The organism is Lutibacter aestuarii, from assembly GCF_042676885.1.
Lineage (GTDB): Bacteria > Bacteroidota > Bacteroidia > Flavobacteriales > Flavobacteriaceae > Lutibacter > Lutibacter aestuarii.
In genome coordinates, this window is sequence record NZ_JBHTIC010000005.1 from 452,984 (window position 1) to 477,571 (window position 24,588).

Annotated in this window: 23 protein-coding genes; 10 read left to right on the forward strand and 13 right to left on the reverse strand. The window is 29.5% G+C overall.

What is annotated here, in order from left to right; genetic code table 11:
• Nucleotides 1-2 precede the first annotated feature (2 nt).
• Genes ACFQZW_RS04570 through ACFQZW_RS04580 form a run of 3 tightly spaced genes read left to right on the forward strand, consistent with a single transcriptional unit; the run spans nucleotide 3 to nucleotide 2,939 of the window.
• Nucleotides 3-446, forward strand: a complete 444-nt coding sequence (locus ACFQZW_RS04570; protein WP_372801920.1) for a GNAT family N-acetyltransferase — start codon at nucleotides 3-5, stop codon at nucleotides 444-446.
• 48 nt (nucleotides 447-494) lie between these two features.
• The gene (locus ACFQZW_RS04575; protein WP_298265218.1) at nucleotides 495-1,862 is read left to right on the forward strand and encodes a sodium:solute symporter family protein; all 1,368 of its coding nucleotides are present in this window, start codon (nucleotides 495-497) and stop codon (nucleotides 1,860-1,862) included.
• A gap of 3 nt (nucleotides 1,863-1,865) precedes the next feature.
• Nucleotides 1,866-2,939 (forward strand): alanine/ornithine racemase family PLP-dependent enzyme, encoded by a 1,074-nt coding sequence (locus ACFQZW_RS04580; RefSeq protein ID WP_298265220.1) that lies wholly within the window; start codon nucleotides 1,866-1,868, stop codon nucleotides 2,937-2,939.
• A 4-nt stretch (nucleotides 2,940-2,943) separates the two neighbouring features.
• Here ACFQZW_RS04580 and ACFQZW_RS04585 read toward each other — a convergent pair whose 3' ends face one another.
• Both ACFQZW_RS04585 and ACFQZW_RS04590 read right to left on the reverse strand, forming a co-directional pair.
• Complete coding sequence (locus tag ACFQZW_RS04585; RefSeq protein WP_372801918.1) at nucleotides 2,944-3,354, reverse strand: hypothetical protein; 411 nt, start codon at nucleotides 3,352-3,354, stop codon at nucleotides 2,944-2,946.
• A 2-nt stretch (nucleotides 3,355-3,356) separates the two neighbouring features.
• Nucleotides 3,357-4,898 carry a M43 family zinc metalloprotease gene (locus ACFQZW_RS04590; RefSeq protein WP_372801916.1) on the reverse strand — a complete coding sequence of 514 codons (1,542 nt, stop codon included), beginning with the start codon at nucleotides 4,896-4,898 and terminating at the stop codon, nucleotides 3,357-3,359.
• Between the two features lie 107 nt (nucleotides 4,899-5,005).
• On the opposite strand from ACFQZW_RS04590, the gene ACFQZW_RS04595 reads away from it, so the two are divergent.
• The 3 genes from ACFQZW_RS04595 to ACFQZW_RS04605 all read left to right on the forward strand — a co-directional run bounded on the left by ACFQZW_RS04595 (nucleotide 5,006) and on the right by ACFQZW_RS04605 (nucleotide 9,420).
• Nucleotides 5,006-6,298 (forward strand): aminopeptidase P N-terminal domain-containing protein, encoded by a 1,293-nt coding sequence (locus ACFQZW_RS04595; protein ID WP_386781570.1) that lies wholly within the window; start codon nucleotides 5,006-5,008, stop codon nucleotides 6,296-6,298.
• 111 nt (nucleotides 6,299-6,409) lie between these two features.
• The gene (locus ACFQZW_RS04600; RefSeq protein ID WP_298265224.1) at nucleotides 6,410-7,729 is read left to right on the forward strand and encodes a S28 family serine protease; all 1,320 of its coding nucleotides are present in this window, start codon (nucleotides 6,410-6,412) and stop codon (nucleotides 7,727-7,729) included.
• Between the two features lie 122 nt (nucleotides 7,730-7,851).
• On the forward strand, nucleotides 7,852-9,420 hold the full coding sequence (locus ACFQZW_RS04605; protein ID WP_298265226.1) for a discoidin domain-containing protein: 1,569 nt from the start codon (nucleotides 7,852-7,854) through the stop codon (nucleotides 9,418-9,420).
• A gap of 48 nt (nucleotides 9,421-9,468) precedes the next feature.
• Here the strand turns inward: ACFQZW_RS04605 and ACFQZW_RS04610 are convergent, their stop codons facing one another.
• From ACFQZW_RS04610 to ACFQZW_RS04620, 3 genes are all read right to left on the reverse strand, one after another.
• Entirely contained in the window at nucleotides 9,469-10,572 is a 1,104-nt protein-coding gene (locus tag ACFQZW_RS04610) for a DUF4407 domain-containing protein (protein WP_386781571.1), read from the reverse strand.
• Between the two features lie 79 nt (nucleotides 10,573-10,651).
• Nucleotides 10,652-11,038, reverse strand: coding sequence for a nucleoside triphosphate pyrophosphohydrolase family protein (locus ACFQZW_RS04615; RefSeq protein WP_298265231.1), 387 nt, complete (start codon nucleotides 11,036-11,038; stop codon nucleotides 10,652-10,654).
• 370 nt (nucleotides 11,039-11,408) lie between these two features.
• Nucleotides 11,409-13,445: a dipeptidyl-peptidase 3 family protein gene (locus tag ACFQZW_RS04620; RefSeq protein ID WP_372801398.1), complete on the reverse strand. Its 2,037-nt coding sequence runs from the start codon at nucleotides 13,443-13,445 to the stop codon at nucleotides 11,409-11,411.
• A gap of 98 nt (nucleotides 13,446-13,543) precedes the next feature.
• Here ACFQZW_RS04620 and ACFQZW_RS04625 point away from each other — a divergent pair, with 98 nt between their 5' ends.
• Nucleotides 13,544-14,554, forward strand: coding sequence for an SRPBCC family protein (locus ACFQZW_RS04625; protein WP_372801400.1), 1,011 nt, complete (start codon nucleotides 13,544-13,546; stop codon nucleotides 14,552-14,554).
• Here ACFQZW_RS04625 and ACFQZW_RS04630 read toward each other — a convergent pair whose 3' ends face one another.
• Nucleotides 14,555-15,121 (reverse strand): DNA-3-methyladenine glycosylase I, encoded by a 567-nt coding sequence (locus ACFQZW_RS04630; RefSeq protein WP_372801402.1) that lies wholly within the window; start codon nucleotides 15,119-15,121, stop codon nucleotides 14,555-14,557. It abuts the gene before it with no gap.
• A 10-nt stretch (nucleotides 15,122-15,131) separates the two neighbouring features.
• On the reverse strand, nucleotides 15,132-16,811 hold the full coding sequence (ggt, locus tag ACFQZW_RS04635) for a gamma-glutamyltransferase (protein WP_386781572.1): 1,680 nt from the start codon (nucleotides 16,809-16,811) through the stop codon (nucleotides 15,132-15,134).
• 117 nt (nucleotides 16,812-16,928) lie between these two features.
• Between ggt and ACFQZW_RS04640 the strand changes: the two genes are divergently transcribed.
• A complete protein-coding gene (locus ACFQZW_RS04640) occupies nucleotides 16,929-17,333 on the forward strand; it encodes a DUF6146 family protein (protein ID WP_298265243.1) in 405 nt (134 codons plus the stop codon).
• On the opposite strand, the gene nhaA is transcribed toward ACFQZW_RS04640, so the two are convergent.
• From nhaA to ACFQZW_RS04655, 3 genes are all read right to left on the reverse strand, one after another.
• Complete coding sequence (gene nhaA / locus ACFQZW_RS04645) at nucleotides 17,330-18,640, reverse strand: Na+/H+ antiporter NhaA (RefSeq protein ID WP_298265245.1); 1,311 nt, start codon at nucleotides 18,638-18,640, stop codon at nucleotides 17,330-17,332. The two genes, ACFQZW_RS04640 and nhaA, sit on opposite strands and share 4 nt — an antisense overlap.
• Nucleotides 18,641-18,748: 108 nt before the next feature.
• Nucleotides 18,749-20,371 carry a phosphoenolpyruvate carboxykinase (ATP) gene (gene pckA / locus ACFQZW_RS04650; protein ID WP_298265247.1) on the reverse strand — a complete coding sequence of 541 codons (1,623 nt, stop codon included), beginning with the start codon at nucleotides 20,369-20,371 and terminating at the stop codon, nucleotides 18,749-18,751.
• 303 nt (nucleotides 20,372-20,674) lie between these two features.
• Nucleotides 20,675-21,055 (reverse strand): DUF423 domain-containing protein, encoded by a 381-nt coding sequence (locus ACFQZW_RS04655; RefSeq protein ID WP_386781573.1) that lies wholly within the window; start codon nucleotides 21,053-21,055, stop codon nucleotides 20,675-20,677.
• 84 nt (nucleotides 21,056-21,139) lie between these two features.
• Between ACFQZW_RS04655 and ACFQZW_RS04660 the strand changes: the two genes are divergently transcribed.
• Both ACFQZW_RS04660 and ACFQZW_RS04665 read left to right on the forward strand, forming a co-directional pair.
• Nucleotides 21,140-21,376: a putative signal transducing protein gene (locus ACFQZW_RS04660; RefSeq protein ID WP_298286122.1), complete on the forward strand. Its 237-nt coding sequence runs from the start codon at nucleotides 21,140-21,142 to the stop codon at nucleotides 21,374-21,376.
• Nucleotides 21,377-21,433: 57 nt separating this feature from the next.
• Nucleotides 21,434-22,804, forward strand: a complete 1,371-nt coding sequence (locus ACFQZW_RS04665; protein WP_372801410.1) for a saccharopine dehydrogenase family protein — start codon at nucleotides 21,434-21,436, stop codon at nucleotides 22,802-22,804.
• 5 nt (nucleotides 22,805-22,809) lie between these two features.
• On the opposite strand, the gene ACFQZW_RS04670 is transcribed toward ACFQZW_RS04665, so the two are convergent.
• From ACFQZW_RS04670 to ACFQZW_RS04680, 3 genes are all read right to left on the reverse strand, one after another.
• Nucleotides 22,810-23,523 carry a tRNA1(Val) (adenine(37)-N6)-methyltransferase gene (locus ACFQZW_RS04670; protein ID WP_298265254.1) on the reverse strand — a complete coding sequence of 238 codons (714 nt, stop codon included), beginning with the start codon at nucleotides 23,521-23,523 and terminating at the stop codon, nucleotides 22,810-22,812.
• A 68-nt stretch (nucleotides 23,524-23,591) separates the two neighbouring features.
• A complete protein-coding gene (locus ACFQZW_RS04675; RefSeq protein WP_298265256.1) occupies nucleotides 23,592-24,386 on the reverse strand; it encodes an endonuclease/exonuclease/phosphatase family protein in 795 nt (264 codons plus the stop codon).
• A gap of 70 nt (nucleotides 24,387-24,456) precedes the next feature.
• Nucleotides 24,457-24,588 (reverse strand): hypothetical protein (locus ACFQZW_RS04680; RefSeq protein ID WP_386781575.1); only part of this gene is annotated, 132 nt, incomplete at its 5' end.

The following is a 24,588-nucleotide window of genomic DNA, read 5'->3' on the forward strand; positions in this document are numbered from 1 at the left end:
AAATGAATAATTTTAAAGTATACAACCAAGCTTCTAAACCAACAGGCAAAGAAAAAGATGAAGTTGTACAATTTTTATACAAGCATTTAGAAGAATATGGTGATGAAAAAGAAGATATTTTAAAGTGTTTAAATTTTGCAGTAAAAGATTCTAAAAATTCATTAGGTGGTTTTGTTTTAGTTTTAAAAGATAATGAGGGTATATTAGGGGCTACCATTATAAACCATACAGGAATGGGAGGGTATATACCTGAAAACATATTAGTATATATTGCTGTCCATAATAAAACTAGAGGAAAAGGTGTTGGCAAAAAACTAATGCAAAAGGCTATTGAAATAGCTGAAGGTGACATCGCCTTGCATGTTGAACCTCACAACCCAGCGAAACATTTATATGAAAAACTTGGGTTTGAAAATAAATATTTAGAAATGCGCTTAAAAAAATAGCAACTATTTTTTATGGAAATTGCTGACATAATTGTCTTTACAATATACATGATTCTAGTTCTTGGAATAGGTTTTTACTACTTCAAGAAAAATAAAGATGTTAAAGATTATTACATCGGTGGAGGTAAAATGAGCAGTATGCACATAGGGCTTTCTGTTGTTGCTACTGATGTTGGTGGGGGATTTTCCATCGGTTTAGGCGGACTAGGATTTATGATGGGTATATCTGGTTCTTGGATGCTTTTTACAGGGTTAATTGGCGCTTGGATTAGTGCCGTTTTCTTAATTCCTAAAGTGGTTAAACAAGGAAATTTACATGGTTTTTTAACATTTCCTGAATTTTTAAAACATAACTACGGAGTAACTGTAGCAATGGCTGCAGGAATTATCTCATTTATAGGTTACTTAGGGTTTACTTCCTCACAATTTTTAGCAGGCGCTAAATTAGCAATTGGTACATTTCCAAGTTTAGACCTATTAGATGCCTTATTAATTATGGGAGGTATTGCTCTACTCTATACTGTTTTTGGAGGTATGAAAGCCGTTATATATACTGATACTTTTCAATGGATTATACTAATGGCTGGGCTAATTTTTATTGGAATACCAATTGCTTATAATTATTTAGGAGGGTATCAAGAAATTATTAATGTATTACCAAAGGAATTTTACTCTTTAAAAAATGTATCTTGGGTACAGTTAATAAATTGGTTTGTTATAATTGTCCCTATTTGGTTTGTTGGAATGACTCTTTATCAACGAATATATGCTTGTAAAAATGAAAAAACAGCCAAAAAAGCTTGGTTTATTGCAGGTTTATTTGAATATCCAATTATGGCATTTATGGGTGTAATACTTGGGCTTTTTGCTAGAGTAGCAGCAGCAAAGGGTTTATTTGCTGCTGAAGGTTTTGAAAATGCCCTAATGATGGATCCTGAAATTGGAATGCCTTTATTATTAAAAAAAATACTTCCTGTAGGTTTTATGGGTTTAATGCTATCAGCTTATTTTTCAGCTATTATGTCAACTGCAGATAGTTGTCTTTTAGCGGCATCTGGAAATTTTGTAACTGATATTCTAGGCTTAAAAGATTTGAGTCCCAATACCATAAAAATTTCACAAATTACTACATTTTTAGTAGGAGGCACAGCAATATTAATTGCAAGCAGTATGCAAAGTGTTTTAGAATTAATGCTACTCTCCTATTCTTTTATGGTTTCAGGGTTACTTATACCCGTACTTGGTATTCTTATTTCAAAAAAAAGAAAGCCAAAAGCTGCTCTTGTTGCTATGCTATTAGGTGGTTTTTCAACACTCATATTAACCATACTAAAAACACCAATTCCATTTGGTTTAGATCCAATTTTAATTGGAATTTCTCTTTCTTCAATTAGTTATTTATCAATTAAAAATTAACTCATGGCTTTTGTCACACTCAATAAAAAATCTTTAGAAACCAATTATAATTACTTAAAACAACTTTTTAAAAAACACGATAAAGAATGGTCTCCAGTAGTAAAAATGCTTTGTGGACATAAAGAATTTTTAGAATTTTTACTTTCATTAGGAGATGAACAAGTTTGTGATGCTAGACTTACCAATTTAAAAATTATAAAATCTATAAATCCAAAAGTTGAAACTATTTATATTAAACCACCAGCAAAAAGAAGTATTAAAAATGTGGTTAAATATGCCGATGTAAGTTTCAATACGGAATATACAACCATAAAATGGTTGTCAGAAGAAGCCATACGACAAAAAAAAATTCACCGCATTATTATTATGATTGAATTAGGTGATTTACGTGAAGGCATTTTAGGGGAACACTTACTGGAGTTTTACAAAAAAGTATTTGAATTACCTAACATAAAAGTAGTGGGTATTGGAGCCAATTTAAACTGTTTAAGTGGTGTTATGCCAAGTAAAGACAAATTAATTCAGTTAAGTTTATACGAACAATTAATTGAAGCAAAATTTGGTAAAAAAATTGAAAATGTTACCGGAGGCTCATCGGTAATGATTCCTCTTTTGCAAAAAAAACAAATACCTAAAGGAGTTAACCATTTCAGAATTGGAGAAACATTATTTTTTGGTATTGATTTATTTTCAAATAAAACCATTCCAAAAATGAAAAATGATGTTTTTCTATTGCATGCAGAAATTATTGAAATTACTGAAAAACCCATTGTACCTTATGGGGATTTAGAGGAAAATCCATCAGGAGAAATGTTAGAAATAAATCCTGAAGACTATGGGACTACTCATAAAAGAGGAATTCTAGATATTGGTTTATTAGATATTTCAACAACTGATTTTTTACAACCTGTAGATAAAAAAATTACTTTTATTGGTGCTAGTTCAGATATGCTGGTAGTGGATTTAAGTAATAGTAGAAAAAGATATAAAGTTGGTGATGTGGTTTCATTTAAAATGAAATATATGGGAGCTTTAAGAATTATGAATTCTAGATATATTGAAAAAAAATTAATTTAATTTTTTAAATATCTTCCCAGTTTTCTTTTGAAGATTTTTCTAAATTCTCGGTTTCTATTTTCTTTATTTTAAATGTTTTATTTATAGCAGTTCTTCCATCAGTAAAACTATAAATTAAATTCGCTGAGTGTTCATTAGTATCTTTAAATGAAAAACTTGAGATATAAATTTGAGTTCCTTTTATAGGTGTAAATACATCAATATTTATATTGTCTACTTTAAAATCAATTTTACCACTTGGTAAATTATCATCGGAACTTATAGTTATTGAAAGTTCTAAATAATTAACATCAATTCCATTGGCTTTCCATGACAGTGTTGGTGTTGCTAATTCTTTTTCACTTGGAATGTCATTATCTTTACTGCAAGATAAAATGCCAACTACTGCTAAAAAATAAATACTTATCTTTTTCATTTTTAAAATGTTTTAGTAATTTTTTTTCCTTCAGAAGGAATTTCTACAACCCACATTCCAGCAGAAACATTATTAATAATTATTGCTTCACCAATTTTAGTTGTATATGTTGCTTCAAAATTGTTAGGTCCTTTCACTATAATTTTGTGCGTATCGGTATAAGCAATTATTTCAATTCTTCTACTTAAATCACCTGTTGCAAACTCAATATTGTTTTGTGTGTATATCGATTTTGAGGTAATCCATCTTATTTCAGGATAATTAATTTTTTTAAATACTGTAATATCAAGTTCTTCAAAATCGGATAACTCATTTGTATCAAAAGCAATAACTTTTAGTTTATGATTTCCAATAGTTAAATTTGTAAAAGTATGGTTGTAAGGTAAGTATTGTATTGTTTTAACAAGTGTTTCATTAAAATAAAACTCTACTCTATTTATATCTAAAATACCATTTGGATCTGTGATTGATGTTGTTAAGGTTACAGCTGTTTTTTCTTCAAAATTTGTATTGGTTAATGGCGCAGTAATTTCAACTACAGGAGCCAAATTATCAGCTATAGATATTTTTATACCGGTATCAATTAAATTTTGTTCTTGCCATAGTGGTTTTCTAGCAGGGTGTTCTAAAGATGCTACAACTCTTTCAATTTGTCCTTGAGTAAACATTTTATAACAACCTTTAGCTCCATTATAACCCATATAATTTTCGTAATTAACATAAACCCCATCACAATTTGTTCCTAAAGAACATTTAATATCATGGTTTCCGTCTTCTTGGGGAGTATCATCAACATAATCTGTTCCAGTACACCCTCCATCAAAAGTATGTATTAAATTTAACCAATGTCCAAACTCATGCGTAAGTGTTGAAGCAAACTCTTTATCTGTATTGGTTCCTAAATAAGCGCCATTATAAACAATACGAGCTGTGTTATTGTCTGACATCTCTGTGCTGGGATACCAAGCTACTCCAGAGTTATTTGTAACACCATCATCATATAAATCATTTTGAATGTATATGTTCATGTATTTGTAATTATCCCACGCATCTCCAGCAATTTCTTTTTCCATAGAGCTGTTTCCATAGCCATTTCTAGTTATATGATTAACAATACCATTTGTAGGGTTTCCATCAGGGTCTTTTCTAGCAAGTTTAAATTCAATATTTAACATTCCTTTAATATTGGTAAACATACTATTAACGGTGTTAAAGTCATCATTTAAACCTTTAAAATCTTTGTTAAGTTCAATCAACGCATTTTCAATTAAAGATTCAGTAACAGCTTTACCATTAAAATCGTTTCCATATACATGAAAAACTACAGGAATTACATACACTTCTTCAACGCCAGTTTTATTAAAAGTACCTTTTGTGTATTTTACTTTTTCATTAAACTCTAAATATTCTTTATAAGCAATTGGATTATTTTTGAAATAAAGATTATTAACTTCTGTTGTACTACATTTTACTTGTAAGTTAGTATTCTGAGAAATTACTATTTTAGTAATTAAAACGAATAAAATCAGTATTTTTGATTTCATATCAGTATTGTCATAAATATTTATTTTCAAAAATAGCTTTAAAAAAAATTAAAAATTAAAAAAAATTATCAATTCCTAATAATATCTTATCATAAAAGAACAATTAAATGCGATACAAAAGTTTACCTTCCTCCTTATTTATAAAAAACAGACAAAACTTTGCAGCAAAAATGGATCCCAATTCCATTGCTATTTTAACCTCTAATGATGTTATGCCTAATAATGCAGACGATGTTATGGGGTTTACACAAAACAATGATTTATTTTATTTGAGTGGCATAGATCAAGAGGAGTCTATTTTGGTTTTATACCCAGATGCTGCCTTACCTGAAAATAGAGAAATTTTATTTGTAAAAGAAACAAGTGATCTCATTAAAATTTGGGAAGGTGAAAAGTTAACCCAAGAACAAGCCTATACCGTTTCTGGCATTAAAAATGTAAAATGGTTGCAAGATTTTGAATTAACTATTCAATATATGGCTTTTGAAGCTGATGCATTTTACTTAGGTCATAATGAACATAAAAAAACGCTAACTTCTGAAATTAATACCCGCCAAGATAGAATGATTTCTTGGTGTAAAGAAAAGTACCCCCTTCATAATTATAAAAGAGCAGCTAAAATTACTCGAGAATTACGTCAAATAAAATCTAAGGAAGAAATAATCCTGATGCAAAAAGCAGCCAATATTAGTGTTGGTAGTTTTAAAAGAGTTTTAAAAACTGTAAAACCTGGACTATTTGAATACGAATTAGAAGCTGAATTAACTTATGAGCTACTAAAAAAAGGTGCTAAAAGAAATGCTTTTATGCCCATTGTAGCATCGGGTAAAAACGCTTGTGCATTACACTATAACACTAACGATAGTATATGTAAAGATGGTGAAATGGTGTTAATGGATTTTGGGGTTTGTTATGCAAATTACAACTCAGATACCACACGCTGTTTTCCTGTAAACGGAAAATTTACTAAACGCCAAAAAGAAGTTTATAAAGCAGTGTTACATTGTTTAAAAGAAGGTTCTAAATTACTAAAACCAGGAATAGTTTCTGCTGATTATGAAAAACAAATGGTTAACTTAGTTGAAGAGCAATTGGTTAAATTAGGTCTATTAACCAAAGAACAAATTAAAAATCAAGACCCTAAGAAACCTTTATATAAAAGGTATTATATGCACGGTTCAGCTCATCATATTGGTTTAGACGTTCATGATGTAGGTTTATATACAAGACCATTTGAAGTTGGAATGGTATTAACTTGCGAACCTGGAATTTATATTGCTGAAGAAGGAATTGGCTGTCGTTTAGAAAACGATTATTTAATTACTAAAAACGGTGTTAAAAACCTTACAGAAGCTATGCCAATAGAAATTGAAGAGATTGAATCACTAATGACTAAATAATAAAGTCCACTTATCATTATTGATAAAATGTTAGGTATTAACGTTAAAAAAGTACAACGTATTCACCAATGCAATAGGTATCTTTAAACTTTATAAATTACGCTTTTTCTTATGAAATTTTACAAATCACTCTTGTTTTTTTTAGCTTTAAGCTTTTCTATTATTAGCTGTAGAGTTAATTTAGAACCTATAGAAATATTAACTTTTAAACAACAATTAGAAAAACTTTTCCCAAAAGCTGAAATTACTAAACTTGATCCAAAAGATCATTTTACAAAAGCGTTTCAAATTGTATTAGAACAACCTCTTGACCATAAAAACCCAAATGCTGGAACATTTAAACATTATGTTTATTTATCTCATATAGATGAAGCAAAACCTACGGTTATTATTACTGAAGGATATAATGCAACACCCAGAACCTATGAATTAAGTAAAATATTTAAAGGAAATCAAGTACAGGTAGAGTATCGATTTTATGGCAAATCTAGACCTGATTCAATTCAATGGCAATATTTAAAAAATGACCAAGCCATTGAAGATTACCACAAGTTAGTCAACAAATTAAAAAGATTATATACCGGAAAATGGATTTCAACTGGAATAAGCAAAGGAGGGGAAACCGTATTAATTTATAAAAGTAAATATCCTTGGGATGTAGATGTTGCTGTTCCATATGTAGCACCACTTATTAATACTCCAGAAGACATTAGAACTCAAGAACATATAAATACTGTAGGTTCAGATGAATGTAGATTGAATATAACTAAGTTTCAACGCTTACTTTTAAAAAATAGAAAGGCTGTTTTGAATGAAATTTCTAAATATGCAGAAGAAAAAAATATGAGTTTTACCGAGCTTTCAGCTGAAGAAGCTCTAGAATATGCTACTTTAGAATTTCCTTTTTCTTTTTGGCAATGGGGCGGAAAATGTGATGAAATTCCAAATGAAAATGCAAGTCCAAAACAATTATTCGAGTATGTGAATAAAATTGTAGGGATTAGTTTTTATAATGATACCACTTATTACGATTTATTACCTTCTTATTATCAACACATGACTGAGTTAGGATACTATGGCTTTGATACTTCACCTGTAAAAGATTTATTAAAAGTAGCTTTAAAGCCTACAAATTTAAGATTTGCACCTAAAAATGTAGATTTAACCTATAATCCTAACTATATAAAAAATGTTAGAGATTTTATTGAAAATAAAGGAAAAAAAATCTTATATATTTATGGCGAATATGACACTTGGGGTGCTTGTGCACCAACTCCAAAGCCACATGTAGATGCTCTAAAAATGGTTCTGAAAAAAGGATCTCATAGCACTAGAATCAAAAATTTTAGTTCTGAAGATCAACAAAAAATTTACAATAAACTACAAAGCTGGCTTGGATATAGCGTAACTATTTACCCTTTAAATAATTAATTTTTTTATTCTTTTTTTGACATTAAAATAAGAGCTGTAATTGACAAAATATTCCACCATAACTCTGTAAATAAAATCTAGTTTTAACTAAAATTAATAGTTAAAACTAAACCTTATTTTAGATGAAAATAATTTATCGAAGCCTACAATTTATCATTCTTACAATGTTAATTTCTATTGCATTTTCTTGTTCCAAAAAAGAGAATGAAATTGAAGAAATTATTATTAACCCTGAACCTATAGAAGAAACTTTTAATTATACTTCTTCAGAAAAATACAATCTTAATATTGTTTATTTTATACCATCAGATATTAAAAACCTACCAAATTCTCATAAACGACTCAGTGAAATTTTTTTACACGGACAGCAATTTTATAAAAGCAATATGAATCATTACGGTTTTGGAAATAAAACATATAATTTATTAACTGACAAAGAAAAAAATAGAGTAAAAATAATTTATATCAATGGTAAATACCCAACAAGCAACTATCCATATGAAGGAGGTGGAGCTATAATTAAAGAGGAAGTTGATGCATATTTTAGAACAAATCCTGAAGAAAATAAAAGCGAGCATACCATTGTTGTTGTGCCAGTTAAAGATCAAGATAATCCAGATGTACCATTTTATGGATGGGGAAAATGGTGCTTTGCTCTAGATTATGAACACATGGATGTCAATTATTTTAAAGATGGAACTAAAAAAGGAGCAGATGCTACAAAGTATATTGGAGGATTATTGCATGAATTAGGACATGCTTTAAACTTACCTCATAACAAACAAAAAGTATCTGAATCTACTTTAGAAAATAAAGGTACTTCTCTTATGGGATCTGGTAATTACACTTATGGTAACTCGCCAACTTTTTTAACTGAAGCTAGTTGTGCAATTTTAAATAACAATCAAATTTTTGGTAGTTCCAATATAGAATATTACACTGGAGCAAGTTTACAAATTACCTCTATTAAAGCAACATATAATAATGGTTCATTAAATTTAAATGGCACTTTTCAAAGTGATGTTGATGTAAATTATGTAGGTTATTACAACGATCCAGCTGATGATAATGCCGATTATGACGCTGTAACATGGGCAGCTCCAATTTCAGAAAATAATACATTTAATATTGATATGCCCTTAAATGAATTGTTTAAAAAAGACAATACACCTTATGCGCTAAGATTAAGGTTCTGCCATATAAACGGTGAAATTACAACCTATTCTTATGCATACAAATTTGTTGATAATGAACCCATTATTGAATTTGGTGATAAAGAATATTTAGATAGATCAAACTGGGAAATTGAATCATACAGTTCTCAAGAAGATGATGCATTAGCATCTTATGTTTTAGATAATAATCCTTCAACCTATTGGCACTCTAAATGGAAACAAAATGCAGCCTCATACCCTCATACCTTAACAATAGATATGGGAGAAAACAAACTAGTTAACGGGTTTTCATTTTTACAAAGAGATGGTATGAGGAAAATTAAAACTATTGAAATTTTAATAAGTACTGATGCTACAAATTGGGAAAATAAAGGCACTTATGAATTGAAAAACATCAACACCATTCATCATATAAATTTAACAAATGAGTCAAACTTTAGGTTTTTTAAAATTATTGCAAAATCGGCTTTTGATGGGGATAAATTTGCTGCAATGGCTGAAATAAAATGTTACTAAAAATTTAAAGTATCATTTTTAAAAAGAGATGATATGTTGATGAAAATATTAACTTATCATCTTTTTTTGACTTTTATAAAAAGCATCTGCTTGTTGTTGTAAAAGCTCACGTGCTTTTTGCTTTTTATAATTATAAAGTTCATCTTCTTCTGCCAAATCGTTGTATATATTTTGATTGACTTCTCTGTCTGTTGCTAAAACCATAGCTCTTTGTTCTTCTTTTTGAAAAACCCAACTTTTAACAGAACTTTCAATATCTTGAAGTTTTAAATCGTATTCTCCTTGAGGTGAAATAATTTTAGCGAAAATTGGGGAGGTTTCTATAGCTAAAAATAACAGGAAAATAAAAAAAGATGGCAACCAAGGTAATTCTTCCAAGGCATTAATTCTTGCCATTAAGCCATCAAAACCATCAATTATTGGTTGAGTTATTTGCTCTTGCTTTTTTTGAAGCGCAACTAAAGAAGCAATTTGAGTTTCTTTTGTGCTTATTTTTTCTTTATTTTCAATTTTTGCTTGCTGTAATTCTGCTAAAGCTGCATCGTGTTTTTCTCTTTTCTCTTTATAAACTGGTCCTTTCCCTAAGATTTTTGTTCCTTTTCTACCTTCAGCTTCTGCAATATAGGTTTCATACAAGTTATTTGTAGTTTCTTCTTTTAAATCAATTTCATTTTTTAAACCATTTATCTCAGTTTGAAGCTTGTCTATTTCAGGTGTAAATTGAGTGGCTATTTGATTTTTATTCGCTAAGGTTAAATCGTTTTTTTTAGTTAACAATACTTGATTAATTTCTTTTTCAAAAATTTTCATTTCCAAGGGTTTAGAAATTACAACTGCAATAATAACTGCTAAAATAATTCGTGGAGTAGCCTGCCACAATTCTCTCCATTTATGGTTTTGTTTTTTTATTGTTGAAACAATAAACCTGTCTAAATTAAAGATGAGTAACCCCCAAATTAAACCAAAAAATATTGCCGTAAAATAATTGTCAAATACAGTAAACAATGCATAACTTGAGGCAATAGAAGCCATTAGGGCAGTAAAAAAAACGGTTCCTCCTATACCTGCATACTTAATTTGTTCTGCTTTTGAACAAGTTTTTAAAATATCTGTGTCTGCTCCAGAACACATCCAAAAGAAATTTTTAAACATAACATAGTAGTTTGTTATGCAAATAACGTAAAATCAAAAAAAATATTGTATCTAAGTTTTTATTAAAGAAACGCTAAAATTAATCCTTAATAATTTTAAGAATATTTGGTTTAAAATAATTAGGCCCTTTCATCACTTTCCCATCTTCTCTATAAATTGGTTTACCGTCGGCACCTAATTTGCTCATATTACTTCGTTGAATTTCATTAAAAACTTCTTCAATTTTATGTTGCATACCGTGTTCTAAAATGGTTCCACATAAAATATATAACATATCTCCTAAAGCATCTGCAACCTCAACTAAATCATTATTTTTAGCAGCTTCTAAATACTCCTCATTTTCTTCAGCCATTAAATCAAATCGTAATTTCAATTTACTCTCCGCTAATTTTGCAATTGGTTTATGTTTGATTCCTAGACCAAACGACTCATGAAATTCTTGTACAGCCTTTAATTTATTTTTCATTATTTAGTAGTATTATTTGTAGGGTTTAAAAGTAGGAAAATTTATAGTTTTAGATATTTAAACTGTATAGAAACTTTACTTTACACTATTATTTTTTTGTACTTTTGTTGTTAATAACACATCTAAAATATGTTTAGTAAAGGACAATTAATTTTTGCTGCTTGTTTTGTAATTGCATTTATATTATTAATGATTTGGAGTTACAGAAAAGATATTAAAATTCATAAAAAGTATTACAAAAATACTTTTATCATTTTAATAACTATCTTTTTAATTATTGCCATTTTTACTTTAATCACTTTTTCTTTGCATTAAAAAATCCGTTCCAAAATTAATTGAAACGGACTTTAAAATTTGTATTTATAAATTCTTAATTAACACTTGGTAATGTGGTGTATTTTTGAGCATACGCTAACATTTGTTCAGCAAAACTTGATGGTTGCACTACTTTAATGTCTGTAATATTACCTTCTGTATCCATTTCAGGAGTTAAAACAGGATTTACAAAACCACTGTAAGGCGCAGATTTAAATTTACTATTACGCTCTAATACTTCTTTATGAATAGCTTGATCCACTTTAACCCCATAAGTTTCAACTAAAGCTTTTCCAGCTTCAAAATCACCTTCAGATTTAATTCGTTGAATTTCACGTAAAAGTTCACCAAATAAGGTTCTTAATTTTACATAGTCTCTAACTACAAAATACGTTTTACCTTCTTTAACAACTTTTTCTATTACATTATCTTTAGTTCCTTTTTCAAAAGCCCAAGCAGCAACTAGCTGTCTATTTCTCATATGAGCCTCTTCAACATCGTCTCCAAGATTTAATCGAATTAATTGGGTCATCAATCCATTCCTAATATAGCCATCGTAAGCAGCTTTACCTATACCTTCAGCGTTTGGTGAAATTCCCATTTCTACTAATTTAGCATCAGGCAGATAATATAAACCAACCAAATCAGCACGAGCTTCTTCTAAAGTAGAAGCGTAATTTTTCATCGTTTCTTTTGGCATTCCAACACCTGGATTTATTTGTCCACTTGCATGACCAATAACTTCATGTAAAGCGGTATGTAATTTATCAGCCAACTTTCCATATGCTATTTCAGTTTCCACTTCTGCTTCATCAAAAGCAAATTCATTTAATCTACCTGTACCTCCTGCGTTGTTGTAGGCATTGATAATATTACCTAAAGAAACTGATTTAGATCCATGTTGCTGACGAATCCAGTTATTGTTTGGTAAATTTATTCCTATTGGTGTAGAAGGTGAAGCATCTCCAGATTCGGAAGCTACATTTACCGTTTTATAAGATACACCAACCACATTTTTCTTTTTATGCGCATCCATTAGTGTTGAATTATCTTCAAACCATTGCGCATTTTCAGATAAAACTGCCATTTTTTTAGACATATCAAAGTCTTTAATTTGAACCACAGATTCATACGATCCTCTAAAGGCTTTTGGGTCGTTATATACTTCAATAAAACCGTGAATATAATCGATATCACCTGCTGTATTGGTTGCCCAAGCTATGTTGTATTTATCCCAGGTTTCTAAATTTCCTGTTTGGTAATATTCAATCAACAATTTTAAAGCTTCTGCTTGAGCATCATTTTCTGCTACATCTACAGCTTTTTGTAACCAAAAAACCATCTTTTCAATAGATTCACCATACATACCTCCTACTTTCCATACTTTTTCTTCTAAAGTTCCGTCACTATTTTTTACCAATTTTGAATTAAGTCCATATTCAATTGGAGTAGCATCATTTTTATCTATTATTGATGCATAATATTCATCTACTTCTTCTGCAGTTATATTTGAGTCATAAAAATTTACTGCAGAACCTTTTAATAAACCTTTACTTGCATCTAAATTTACTTTTTTAGCATCTTTATCATTAAAAATAACCTCATAAGCTTCACCTGAAAGTTCTGTATTGGTTGCTTGCAATAAATTATTTAAATATTCTTTAGAAAAACCAGCTTTAAACTTATCGTTTGAATAATGATGGTGAATTCCATTAGAAAACCATATTCTTTTTAAATAAGTTTCAAAGTTTAACCACTCATCCGTTGTTTTATCTCCCTCATAGTTTTGGTAAATAGCTTCTAATGCTCTTCTTATGGCTAGGTTATGACGATAATTTTGATCGTACATAATATCTCTACCAGCCATTCCAGCTTGAGATAAAAAATAAACTAATTTTTTTTGCTTCAAACTCAGTTCTTCAAAACCCGGAATTTGATAACGAAGAATTTTTACATCTGCAAATTGTTCTACTACATAATTAAAATCTTTTGGAGCAATTTCTTTTTTAGTGAGTTCCTCTTTTTTTTCTGAATTGCATGAAAACAAAAAAGAAAAACTTAATAGCACCAAGACTAAATATTTAAATTTCATATTTTGATTGTTTTTTATTTATAAGGTTCAAATTTAATAATTTAAAAATGATTAATTTAGTAAAATTAAGTAATGTAAATCACTAAATTTTAGTTCCCATGAAAGCTTTAAAATATTTTTTTTTCTTACTCTTAATTTTAGTAATAGGGTTATCAATTTATATAGCTACACTTGATGGTAATTATGATATAAAACGCTCAAAAATTATAAAAGCACCTATTGAAGTTGTTTTTAACACAATTAATGATTTTAAAAAATGGGAAAATTGGGGGCCTTGGTATGAACTAGATTCTACTATTGTTGCATCTTATCCTAATAAAACTTCTGGAGTTGGTGCATCATATACTTGGACAGGCAAAGATGGCACGGGAACTATGAAAACAATTTCACTTATTCCAAATAAAGAAATTATTCAACAAATAGATTTTGGAACAGGTAATGTTTCTGAAGTTTATTGGAGATTTAATGAAATTGATAACCATACAGAAGTTATTTGGGGTATGAAAGGTAAAAGCAACTTTGGAGAAAAACTTTTTTGGTTAACACAAGGGGGAATTGAAAAAAATATGACTCCTATGTATAATAGAGGTCTAGAGCTTATAGAAAATTATTTGATTAAAGAAATGGATAAACATTCATTTACCACTATTGGTGAGGTAGATTTTGGTGGCGGGTATTATTTGTACCTAACCACATCTAGTAAAATTGAAACAATTGATGCTAAAACTAAAGAAATGTTTCCAAAAATACTTGAGTTCATAAATCAAAATTCAATCAAAGCATCTGGACAACCATTTTTACTAACTCATCAATGGGATGAAATAAATAAAACAACCATTTTTTCAACTTGTATTCCTGTTAAAGAAAGAGTAATTACAACAGGTGATGTTTTAACTGGTTTTTTACCGCCTCAAAAAACATTTAAAACTATTTTAAAAGGTGATTACAAATATTTATACCAAGCTTGGGAAAATGCATATAAAACTTTAGTTGAAAAAGGATATACTGCCATTGAAAAAGGCGAACCTTTTGAGGTTTATACCGTTGGCCCAAATGAAGAACCAAATCCAGCTAACTGGATAACAGAAATTTATATTCCCATTCAATAATTATGATACTTGATGATATCTAAAGCATTCGGTTATATGGTCATTTACCATCCCTGTTGCTTGTAAATGAGCATAAATTACTGTTGAACCTACAAACTTAAACCCTCTTTTTTTTAGATCTTTAGAAATCAGGTCTGAAAGCTCAGTAGTTGCAGGGACTTCAGATAAAATTTTCCATTTATTTTTAATTGGTTTTCCCTTAGTAAAATTCCAAATATAATTTGAGAAAGAGTGAAACTCTTTTTGAACTTCCTTAAATGCAATAGCATTAGAAATTGTAGCCTTAATTTTTAACTTGTTCCTTATAATCCCTGAATTATTAATAAGTTCTTCAAACTTAGCCTCATCATATTTAGCAATTTTATTATAATCAAAATCATCAAAAGCTTTTCTAAAGTTTTCTCTTTTTTTTAAAATAGTTATCCAACTTAAACCTGCCTGAAAAGTTTCTAAAATTAAAAATTCAAATAGTTTATCATCATTATAAACTGGCACTCCCCATTCTGTATCATGATATTCTATATAAAGCGGGTCATTCCCACACCAACCACATCTTTTTTTTTCCATAAAATATATTTTAATAACCTGCAGCTTGTCCGTCTTTTCTAGATTCTGAAGCTCCAAAATAAACCTTATTTTCAGCATCGTACATAATTGCTTGGTAACCTCCAAAATAGCCACCATAACCTACTTTATGTCCTCTGGCAATTAATTCTCGTATCACCTCAAATGAAATTCCACTTTCTAGCTTTATTTCACCCCTATCAACTGCCTTAACTCCAGTTGGTGTTGAAGAACCAGTATGTTCTATTCTTGGTGCATCACCAGCTTCTTGTAAATTCATACCAAAATCTATCAAATTCATTACAATTTGCACATGACCTTGCGGTTGAAAATCGCCTCCCATAACACCAAAACTAACATATGGTTTTCCGTCTTTTGTTATAAAAGCAGGTATGATCGTATGGAAAGGTCTCTTTTTTGGTTCGTAAGTGTTAAAATGTCCTTCTTCTAAATTAAATAACTCCCCTCGATCTTGCAACATAAAACCTAATTTTGGCGGCACCATACCAGATCCCATTCCTCTATAATTACTCTGAATTAATGATATCATATTACCTTCTTTATCTGCTACGGTTAAATAAATAGTTTCTCCAGCGCTAATTTCACCAGCATTGTATTTCCCTGCTCTATTGGTAATTAAATTTTTTCTTTTTTTAGCATATTTTTTATCTAATAATTGTTCAACTGGAACTTTTGCAAAATCCATATCAGCATAATACTTGGATCTATCTTCAAAAGCTAATTTTTTTGCTTCTGTTACAATATGAATATGTTCAGCAGAACCAAATTTAATATTTGAAAAATCATATTGCTCAATAATATTTAACATTTGTAACGCTGCAATTCCTTGTCCGTTTGGTGGCAGTTCCCATACATCAAAACCTCTATAATTAACAGAAACTGGTTGTACCCATTCTGACTTATGCGTTGCAAAATCTTTGTAGGATAAAAAACCTCCTTGTTCTTGAATAAATTTTGAAATGATTTGAGCTATTTCTCCTTTATAAAACGCATCCCTTCCTCCTTTGGCAATTTTAGAGTATGTATTGGCTAAATAAGGATTTTTAAAAATTGTTCCTTTCGAAGGAGCTTTTCCATCTACAGTATAAGTATCCAGTACATTTGGAAATTGAGATCCTAAATAAGGGACTGAACGTTGTAAATAATACCCTATCAATTCAGTTACTGGAAACCCTTCATTTGCATAAGTTATAGCGGGCTCTAAAATTTTACTCATCGGTAATTTACCAAATTTAGAATGCAATTCAAACCAACCATCTACACACCCTGGAACACTTACAGGTAAAGGCCCTAAAGAAGGTATTTTTTTATAGTTATGGTCTTTAAAATATTTTAAAGTTAAGTTCTCTGGAGATCTTCCGCTAGCGTTTAAGCCATATAATTGTTGAGTTTTGGAATCCCAAACAATTGCAAATAAATCCCCTCCAATACCACTACCTGTAGGCTCCATAAGTCCAAGGGCGGCATTAGCAGCAATGGCAGCATCTATTGCCGACCCTCCTTTTTTTAAGACATCTAATCCTATTTGTGTTGCTAAAGGATGCGAGGTTGCTACCATCCCATTTTTTGCAATTACCTCAGATCGAGTTACAAAATTAGTTCCAGTCAATCTATCTTGAGAATGTACTTGAATAGAGATGAACAGCGTGAAAATAATAAATAAATATTTCATTTGTTTAATTGTAATTGATTATTAACAAATTTAATTTAATTATTTAAAAACTAACATTTTAAACCTATAAAATTGGAATAGTTTTTGTACATTTATTTAATACTAAAATACCTAATTATGAAACATTTATTGTATTATTTAGCAATTGGGTTATTTATTGTTGGATGTTCTTCAACAACTAAAACCACTACTAATAAAGATACTAAACTTCCTGAAGGCGCTGTGAGAATAGCAAATGATGAATTGGAGTACGAGATTATTATTATAGATCCAGGATTTGAAACCTATTTATATTCTATTGCAAAACCAGCCAATTTTTATTCGCAAGAGTATTATGAAATTAAAAATAAATTTTATGTTACTGAATGGAATATTAGAGCTGGAAACCCTTTAAAATACAATCCAAATATTTATGAAAATGTGATTGATTATGACTTTAATATTGATTATGGGTTGGATGTTAATTATAAATTATACAACTATTTTAAATTTGTAGAATATAAATACCATCAAAGTTTTTAACCTGTAGTAACTTTAGGTTTTAATGTTGAACGTAAAATTATATATCCTAAAATCCCAGCAACTAATGAGCCCAGAATAATTCCCATTTTTGATGCAGAAATTAAATTTTCTTCTGTATAAGCTAAATTAGCAATAAACAAGGACATGGTAAACCCAAGACCTCCTAAGAAACTTACTCCTATTAATTGTCCAAAATTTACATTTTCTGGTAAATCGGCTAACTTCAACTTAATACCAATAAAAGACATCAATAATATTCCAATTGTATTCCCTAAAACTAAAGCCAAAGTGATGTTTACCACTATATGACTTGAATCCTCCAACCCATCAAAACTGATGACTACACCCGCATTTGCTAACGCAAAAATTGGCATAATTATATAAGATACCCATCCATGCAAATTATGCTCTAAACTTTGTAAAGGTGAATTAACTTTTTCAGTAATTCCTTCTACAGAACCTATTACTTCCAATTGTTCTTTAGTTAAAATTGTTTTTGAAGGAGTGGCATCTTCTTTAAAAACGCTCAATTCTTCTCTTATCAGTTTTACATATTCGGTCAAATTAGCTTTTCGTTTAATTGGTATTGCAAAAGCCATTAAAATTCCAGCAATTGTTGGGTGAACACCTGATTTTAGGAATAACAACCAAACAATAACTCCTAAAACAAAGTATAAATATTTTGAATAAATTTCTTTATAACTTAAAAAAGATACAAAAGCAAAAATCAACATGCCATAAGTTATTAAATCCCATTGAATGTTTGCACTATAAAAAATTGCAATTACTAATACCGCTCCAATATCATCAACAATGGCAAATGCTGTCAAAAATATTTTTAACCCTAAAGGAACTCTGTTTCCTAAAAGTTTAAGTATTCCTAATGTAAATGCTATGTCTGTTGCCATAGGTACTCCCCAACCTTCAGCTCCTATTTTTCCGTTATTTAACACTAAAAAAATTAAAACTGGAAAAGCCATTCCACCTATGGCGGCAAAAATTGGAAGAGATGCTTTTCTTAAAGTAGTTAATTCTCCAGCCAATATTTCTCGTTTTACTTCTAAACCAATCACAAAGAAAAATATGGCCATTAAACCATCATTTATCCATAATATCAGTGGTTTGGCTAAATGAAATTTTGTATCAACAAAACCCAATATAAATTCACGACTCCATAAATCTTTATACAAATAACCATAGGAAGAATTTGCCCATAAAATAGCTATTATTGAACATGCAAAAAGAATAATACTTGAAGATGTTTCAAGGTTAATAAATCGTTTTAATGGATTACTGATAAATTTCATTGTGTTTAATTTACTTTTTAGGGCTGAAATATACAATTTTTAATTTTTTTTAAAAGAAAAAGCCTTCCAAAATGGAAGGCTTTAATAAAATGTTTATACTTTCTTAACTTATAATTGTGGTCCAGCTGCAACTAAAGCTTTTCCTTCTTCGTTATCTGTATATTTTTCAAAGTTTTTGATAAATAAACTAGCCAACTTGGTTGCTTTTTCTGTCCAATCTTCAGGGTTTTCATAAGTGTCTCTTGGGTCTAAAATTTCTGTATGAACTCCTGGTAAAGAAGTTGGTACTTCTAAATTGAAAATTGGAATTGTTTTAGTTTCAGCTTTTTCAATAGAACCGTCTAAAATTGCATTAATAATTCCACGTGTATCTTTTATAGATATTCTTTTTCCTGTTCCGTTCCATCCTGTATTAACCAAGTAGGCTTCTGCTCCATTAGCTTCCATTTTTTTCACTAATTCTTCACCATATTTAACAGGGTGCAGTGTTAAAAAAGCTGCTCCAAAACAAGCTGAAAATGTAGGCGTTGGCTCTGTAATTCCACGTTCAGTTCCTGCTAATTTAGCTGTAAACCCTGATAAGAAGTGATATTTAGTTTGCTCAGGAGTTAATTTTGAAACTGGAGGTAATGTACCAAATGCATCAGCAGATAAGAAAATTACTTTTTGAGCTGCTCCAGCTTTAGATACTGGTTTTACAATATTTTCAATATGATGAATTGGGTAAGAAACACGTGTATTTTCAGTTACAGAATTATCATCAAAATCTATTTTACCATTTTCATCAACTGTTACATTTTCTAATAATGCATCTTTTTTAATTGCTGCATAAATTTCTGGTTCTGAATCTTTATCTAAATTAATTGTTTTAGCATAACATCCACCTTCAAAGTTAAAAATACCTTCATCATCCCAACCGTGCTCATCATCTCCAATTAATTGACGACTTGCATCTGTAGACAACGTTGTTTTTCCTGTTCCTGATAGGCCAAAGAAAATTGCAGTATCGCCATCTTTACCAACATTAGCAGAACAGTGCATAGATGCAATTCCTCTTAATGGTAAGTAATAGTTCATCATTGCAAACATTCCTTTTTTCATTTCACCTCCGTACCAAGTACCTCCAATAATTTGGATTTTCTCAGTTAAGTTAAACAATACAAAGTTTTCAGAGTTTAACCCATGTTCTTTCCAATTTGGATTTGAAATTTCAGAGCCATTCATTACTACAAAATCAGGTTCTCCAAAATTTTCTAATTCTTCTGAAGTTGGGCGAATGAACATATTGGTTACAAAATGTGCTTGCCAAGGAACTTCAACAATAAAACGTACTTTTAAACGAGTATCTTCATTAGCTCCACAAAAAGCATCTACAACAAATAATCTTTTTCCTGACAATTCTTCAGTAACCAATCCTTTTAAATCATTCCAAACTTCTTGAGTTGTTGGTTTATTATCGTTTGGAGCTTGAGTTGAATTCCACCATAAAGTATCTTTTGTAACATCGTCTTTTACAATAAATTTATCTTTAGGTGAACGACCTGTAAATTTACCTGTCATAACATTAACAGCTCCAAGTTCTGTCAAATAACCTTTCTCATATCCTTCTAAATTTGGGTCTAATTCATATTTGTATAACTCATCATAAGATGGATTGTAAACTATTTCTTTAACATTTTTAATCCCCAAGTCATTTAATGACGTAACTACTGATTTTCTAAGAATTTCCATTAGTTGTGTTTTATTTATTAGTAATCTTTATTAATTATCTACAACAAATTTAAGCATTATTATAAGCTTATATTTATGACATTTATCAGTATAATCTGACTATTTACTAAAACGTTTTCCACTTGATAAAAAATTAAATATCAGTGAAATAATACAAATTTTCTTTTTACAAAAAATTACGAAAACGTTTTCATTTTTTGACAAAAAAAAACGTTTTTCATTTTTTCTTTCAATAAATTTTTGGCTAAAATATGGTTAATAGTTTAAGCCAACAAACATTTTAATATTCCAATTCTTTTAATTTCATTTTTCTTCTTTTTTTATTTTAAAAAAAGAATATGCAAGCTTAAGCCATCCTATTATAAATAATAAACCTCCTATAGGTGTGATAAACCAAATATTTTTTGGAGAAACTCCTAAAGTGATGGCATAAATAGATCCTGAAAAGAATAAAATTCCTGCTAAAAACAAATAACTAATTACATTTTTATTCTTTAAATTAAATCCTGTATACGTATTAACAATTAATAAAACAATTATATGAAACATTTGATATTTTACTGCAGTTTCATAACTCTTTAGTTCGTCCACTGTTAAAACTTCTTTCAAAGCATGAGCACCAAATGCCCCTAAAACAATTGTTATAGCTCCTAAAATTGAAATAATTACTAAATTTTTATTCATGTAATATTATTTTGACAGTAAAATTAAAAAAATTGATTATTTCTCAATCCATTATTTTGTATATTTATGTGAAAATAAAAAATTATGGAAGATCATAAAGATACATTAGTTACAATTTTAACTGCTAGCTTAATACACGAAATTCACATTGCAAAATCATTATTAGCAAACCAAGGTATTGAGAGCTATATTATTGACGAAAACATAGCAACTTCCATTGGAACTGCATTTATTGAAGGTTATAAACTTAAAGTAAATGCGGCAGATTTTATTAGAGCTAAAGAAATTTTAGATGCCATAGACCTTGAAAATAACAATTAACTTACAAAATAAGTTTTTAAATTTGTATTTTCGTCTACCATTTATAACAAAACAACAATGCGAAAAATTTTGGTTATTGGCGCTGGTCAATCTTCATCTTCATTAATAAAGTATCTATTAGACAAATCAATTTCGGAAAATTTACATATCACTGTTGCTGATATGTCTCTTGAGCTTGCTAAAAAGAAAATTCTAAATCATAAAAACGGTCAGGCCATTACCTTAAATATTTTTGATGATTTTGATCGAAATAATGCTATAAAAAATGCTGACATTGTAGTTTCTATGCTCCCTGCTCATTTACATATTAATGTGGCTAAGGATTGCTTAAAATACGGAAAAAGTATGGTAACAGCTTCTTATATTTCTAATGAAATGAAAGCGTTACACCAAGATGCAGTTCATAAAAACATAATTTTTATGAATGAAATTGGTTTAGACCCTGGGGTAGACCATATGAGTGCTATGAAAATTATTGATGAAATTAGAACAAAAGGAGGAAAAATGTTATTATTTGAGTCTTTTTGCGGTGGATTAGTAGCTCCTGAAAGTGATGATAATTTATGGAATTACAAATTTACTTGGAATCCAAGAAATGTAGTTTTAGCTGGGCAAGGTGGTGCATCAAAATTTATTCAAGAAGGAACCTATAAATATATTCCATATCATAAATTATTTAGACGTACCGAAATTTTAAACATTGATGGTTATGGAAAATTTGAAGCCTATGCCAATAGAGACTCTTTAAAATACCGAAGTGTTTACGGTTTAGACGATATTTTAACTTTATATCGTGGAACTATTAGACGTGTAGGTTATTCTAGAGCTTGGAATATTTTTGTACAACTAGGAATGACTGATGATAGTTACACTATGGAAAATTCTGAGAACATGAGTTATAGAGAATTTACCAATTCATTCTTAGCCTACAACCCTAACGATTCTGTAGAATTAAAATTACGCCACTATTTAAAAATTGATCAGGATGATATTATATGGGAAAAATTATTAGAACTTGATTTGTTTAATTCAACAAAAAAAATTGGCTTAAAAAATGCCACACCAGCCCAAATTTTAGAAAAAATTTTAAAAGACAGTTGGACTTTAAAAGAAAATGATAAAGACATGATTGTTATGCAGCATTTGTTTGGGTATGAACTAAATGGTAAAAAACATCAAATTGAAAGTAGTATGGTATGCCTTGGTGACAATCAAGTATATACAGCTATGGCTAAAACAGTTGGTTTACCTGTAGCAATTGCTACACTTAAGATTTTAAATAAAGAAATTACCACTCCAGGAGTTCAAATACCAATTAATAAAGAAGTTTATGAACCAATTTTAGTCGAGTTAGAAGAAAATGGTATTGTTTTTAAAGAAAAAGAAGTTTCCTATTTAGGTTACAATCCTGAACATGTAATAGGTTAAATTTATTACATTTTTAAATAAAAATCTTGTACTAAATTTTTATATTCTTCCGTATAATCATGTCTATTAATTTCAATAATCAATTCTTGAAATTCAATTTCATTTTGATGAAAAGAAAATTGCAATAAACTCCTTTTTATAGAAGCATTATAAGTTCCTTTTACTCTGGTAATTCTAGCTGGAAACAACTTATTTTGTGCCGCTAAATCAATAAATTCCTTTTCATTTTCAAAAGGAATTATAAATGCACAATTTCCGTTTGGGGCTAATAATTTTGAAGTTCCTTCAAGTAAATCGTAGTAAGGTAAACTTTTGGAATGTCTTGCCATAGCTCTTTCTTCAGAAATATTCTTATACGTTGAAGTATAAAAAGGAGGATTAGAAATTATTAAATCGTACTTTTCATCTATTTCTTCAGCAAATTCTTGTAAAGAAGCATGGTAACAAAACAAGCGATCTCCCCAATTACTTTGTTCAAAATTTTCAACTGTTTGTTCATAAGCATCGTCATTTAATTCAATTGCATCTATCACTTCGGCATTACTTTTTTGCGCCATCATTAAAGCAATTAAACCAGTGCCAGCACCTATATCTAAAATGTTAAAAACACCTTGATTAATTTCAGTCCAAGCTCCAATTAACACTCCATCGGTACCTACTTTCATCGCAGTTTTATCTTGCCGAATAGTAAATTGTTTAAATTGAAAAGGTTTTGACATTTAAAAAATTATTACAATTATATAAATGACAAAATTAAACTTATTCCTACAGATTGTTCAATTTTTATTTAGTTTAATAATTCTATGGTTACTAAATAAGCGCAATGATCGGAAGCGATGGTATTTTGAATAACTTTAGTTTCCAATATCCTCCACTTATTTTTTGGAAGAAACATTACATAATCAATCTTTATTTTAGGGTTATTTGAAGGATATGTAGGTTTTGGATTTGTTTTATCATATGTTGATGTCCAAACTTGTTCTAAAATATTGATAGGAGTACTTTTTGGAATTGCATTTAAATCACCTGCTAAAATAGTAGGGTACTTATTTGTAGAAAATACTTCATTAATTTTTTTTGCTTGTGCAACCCTATCTGTTTCATTTTCTAAATGGTCTAAGTGGGTTCCAATAAAAGCGACAGTATCACCAGATTTTAATTTAGATACTACTTCTAAAGCCGCTCTAGGTTCGTTTCCTTTACTATATGGTAAAGCCACATTTCTTGTTTTAAGAAACGTGTATTTAGACAAAATTCCTTCCCCATATTCTCCACCATCAAATTCCATGGCTTTTGCAAACAAAGGCACCATTTTAGTTCTCCATCCAAGTTCTGTAACCAAATCATACTTTTTGGCTCTATTTGTTTTAAAATCTACCTCTTGCATAGCAACAAAATCAGGATCAGTATCTTTAATTACTCCAGCTAAAAGATTTAAATCAAAATTATTTTTCGTAGTAGCTCCATGGAGAATATTAAACGTAAGAACTTTTACAATTCTACTACTATCCACAACGTGTTGCGAAGTTACTGCTGTAGTGCTTAATAATATTATTGCTAGAAACACCATTAATATTCTCATATCATTAAATTTTTAAATTATTTCTTTTAGGTTATATTATTCTTAAAAATATTTCTGTTATCAATCATATTTATATACAATTTTTAATTTCAGTCATTAGTTTTTGTGCTAATGCATCCGCTTTTGCTTGCGAAGTACTTTCGGTATAAATTCTGATTATTGGCTCGGTGTTTGATTTTCGTAAATGAACCCATTCGCTATC

Bases quoted from the DNA above. Each gene is read 5' to 3' on its own strand.
- ACFQZW_RS04610 (WP_386781571.1), bottom strand. From the start codon at position 10,572: ATGTTTAAAAATTTCTTTTGGATGTGTTCTGGAGCAGACACAGATATT.
- ACFQZW_RS04570 (WP_372801920.1), top strand. From the start codon at position 3: ATGAATAATTTTAAAGTATACAACCAAGCTTCTAAACCAACAGGCAAA.
- ACFQZW_RS04580 (WP_298265220.1), top strand. From the start codon at position 1,866: ATGGCTTTTGTCACACTCAATAAAAAATCTTTAGAAACCAATTATAAT.
- ACFQZW_RS04605 (WP_298265226.1), top strand. From the start codon at position 7,852: ATGAAAATAATTTATCGAAGCCTACAATTTATCATTCTTACAATGTTA.
- ACFQZW_RS04630 (WP_372801402.1), bottom strand. From the start codon at position 15,121: ATGGAAAAAAAAAGATGTGGTTGGTGTGGGAATGACCCGCTTTATATA.
- ACFQZW_RS04620 (WP_372801398.1), bottom strand. From the start codon at position 13,445: ATGAAATTTAAATATTTAGTCTTGGTGCTATTAAGTTTTTCTTTTTTG.
- pckA (WP_298265247.1), bottom strand. From the start codon at position 20,371: ATGGAAATTCTTAGAAAATCAGTAGTTACGTCATTAAATGACTTGGGG.
- ACFQZW_RS04665 (WP_372801410.1), top strand. From the start codon at position 21,434: ATGCGAAAAATTTTGGTTATTGGCGCTGGTCAATCTTCATCTTCATTA.
- ACFQZW_RS04625 (WP_372801400.1), top strand. From the start codon at position 13,544: ATGAAAGCTTTAAAATATTTTTTTTTCTTACTCTTAATTTTAGTAATA.
- ACFQZW_RS04670 (WP_298265254.1), bottom strand. From the start codon at position 23,523: ATGTCAAAACCTTTTCAATTTAAACAATTTACTATTCGGCAAGATAAA.
- ACFQZW_RS04615 (WP_298265231.1), bottom strand. From the start codon at position 11,038: ATGAAAAATAAATTAAAGGCTGTACAAGAATTTCATGAGTCGTTTGGT.
- ACFQZW_RS04595 (WP_386781570.1), top strand. From the start codon at position 5,006: ATGCGATACAAAAGTTTACCTTCCTCCTTATTTATAAAAAACAGACAA.
- ACFQZW_RS04675 (WP_298265256.1), bottom strand. From the start codon at position 24,386: ATGAGAATATTAATGGTGTTTCTAGCAATAATATTATTAAGCACTACA.
- ACFQZW_RS04600 (WP_298265224.1), top strand. From the start codon at position 6,410: ATGAAATTTTACAAATCACTCTTGTTTTTTTTAGCTTTAAGCTTTTCT.
- ACFQZW_RS04590 (WP_372801916.1), bottom strand. From the start codon at position 4,898: ATGAAATCAAAAATACTGATTTTATTCGTTTTAATTACTAAAATAGTA.
- ggt (WP_386781572.1), bottom strand. From the start codon at position 16,811: ATGAAATATTTATTTATTATTTTCACGCTGTTCATCTCTATTCAAGTA.
- nhaA (WP_298265245.1), bottom strand. From the start codon at position 18,640: ATGAAATTTATCAGTAATCCATTAAAACGATTTATTAACCTTGAAACA.
- ACFQZW_RS04575 (WP_298265218.1), top strand. From the start codon at position 495: ATGATTCTAGTTCTTGGAATAGGTTTTTACTACTTCAAGAAAAATAAA.
- ACFQZW_RS04585 (WP_372801918.1), bottom strand. From the start codon at position 3,354: ATGAAAAAGATAAGTATTTATTTTTTAGCAGTAGTTGGCATTTTATCT.
- ACFQZW_RS04655 (WP_386781573.1), bottom strand. From the start codon at position 21,055: ATGAATAAAAATTTAGTAATTATTTCAATTTTAGGAGCTATAACAATT.
- ACFQZW_RS04660 (WP_298286122.1), top strand. From the start codon at position 21,140: ATGGAAGATCATAAAGATACATTAGTTACAATTTTAACTGCTAGCTTA.
- ACFQZW_RS04640 (WP_298265243.1), top strand. From the start codon at position 16,929: ATGAAACATTTATTGTATTATTTAGCAATTGGGTTATTTATTGTTGGA.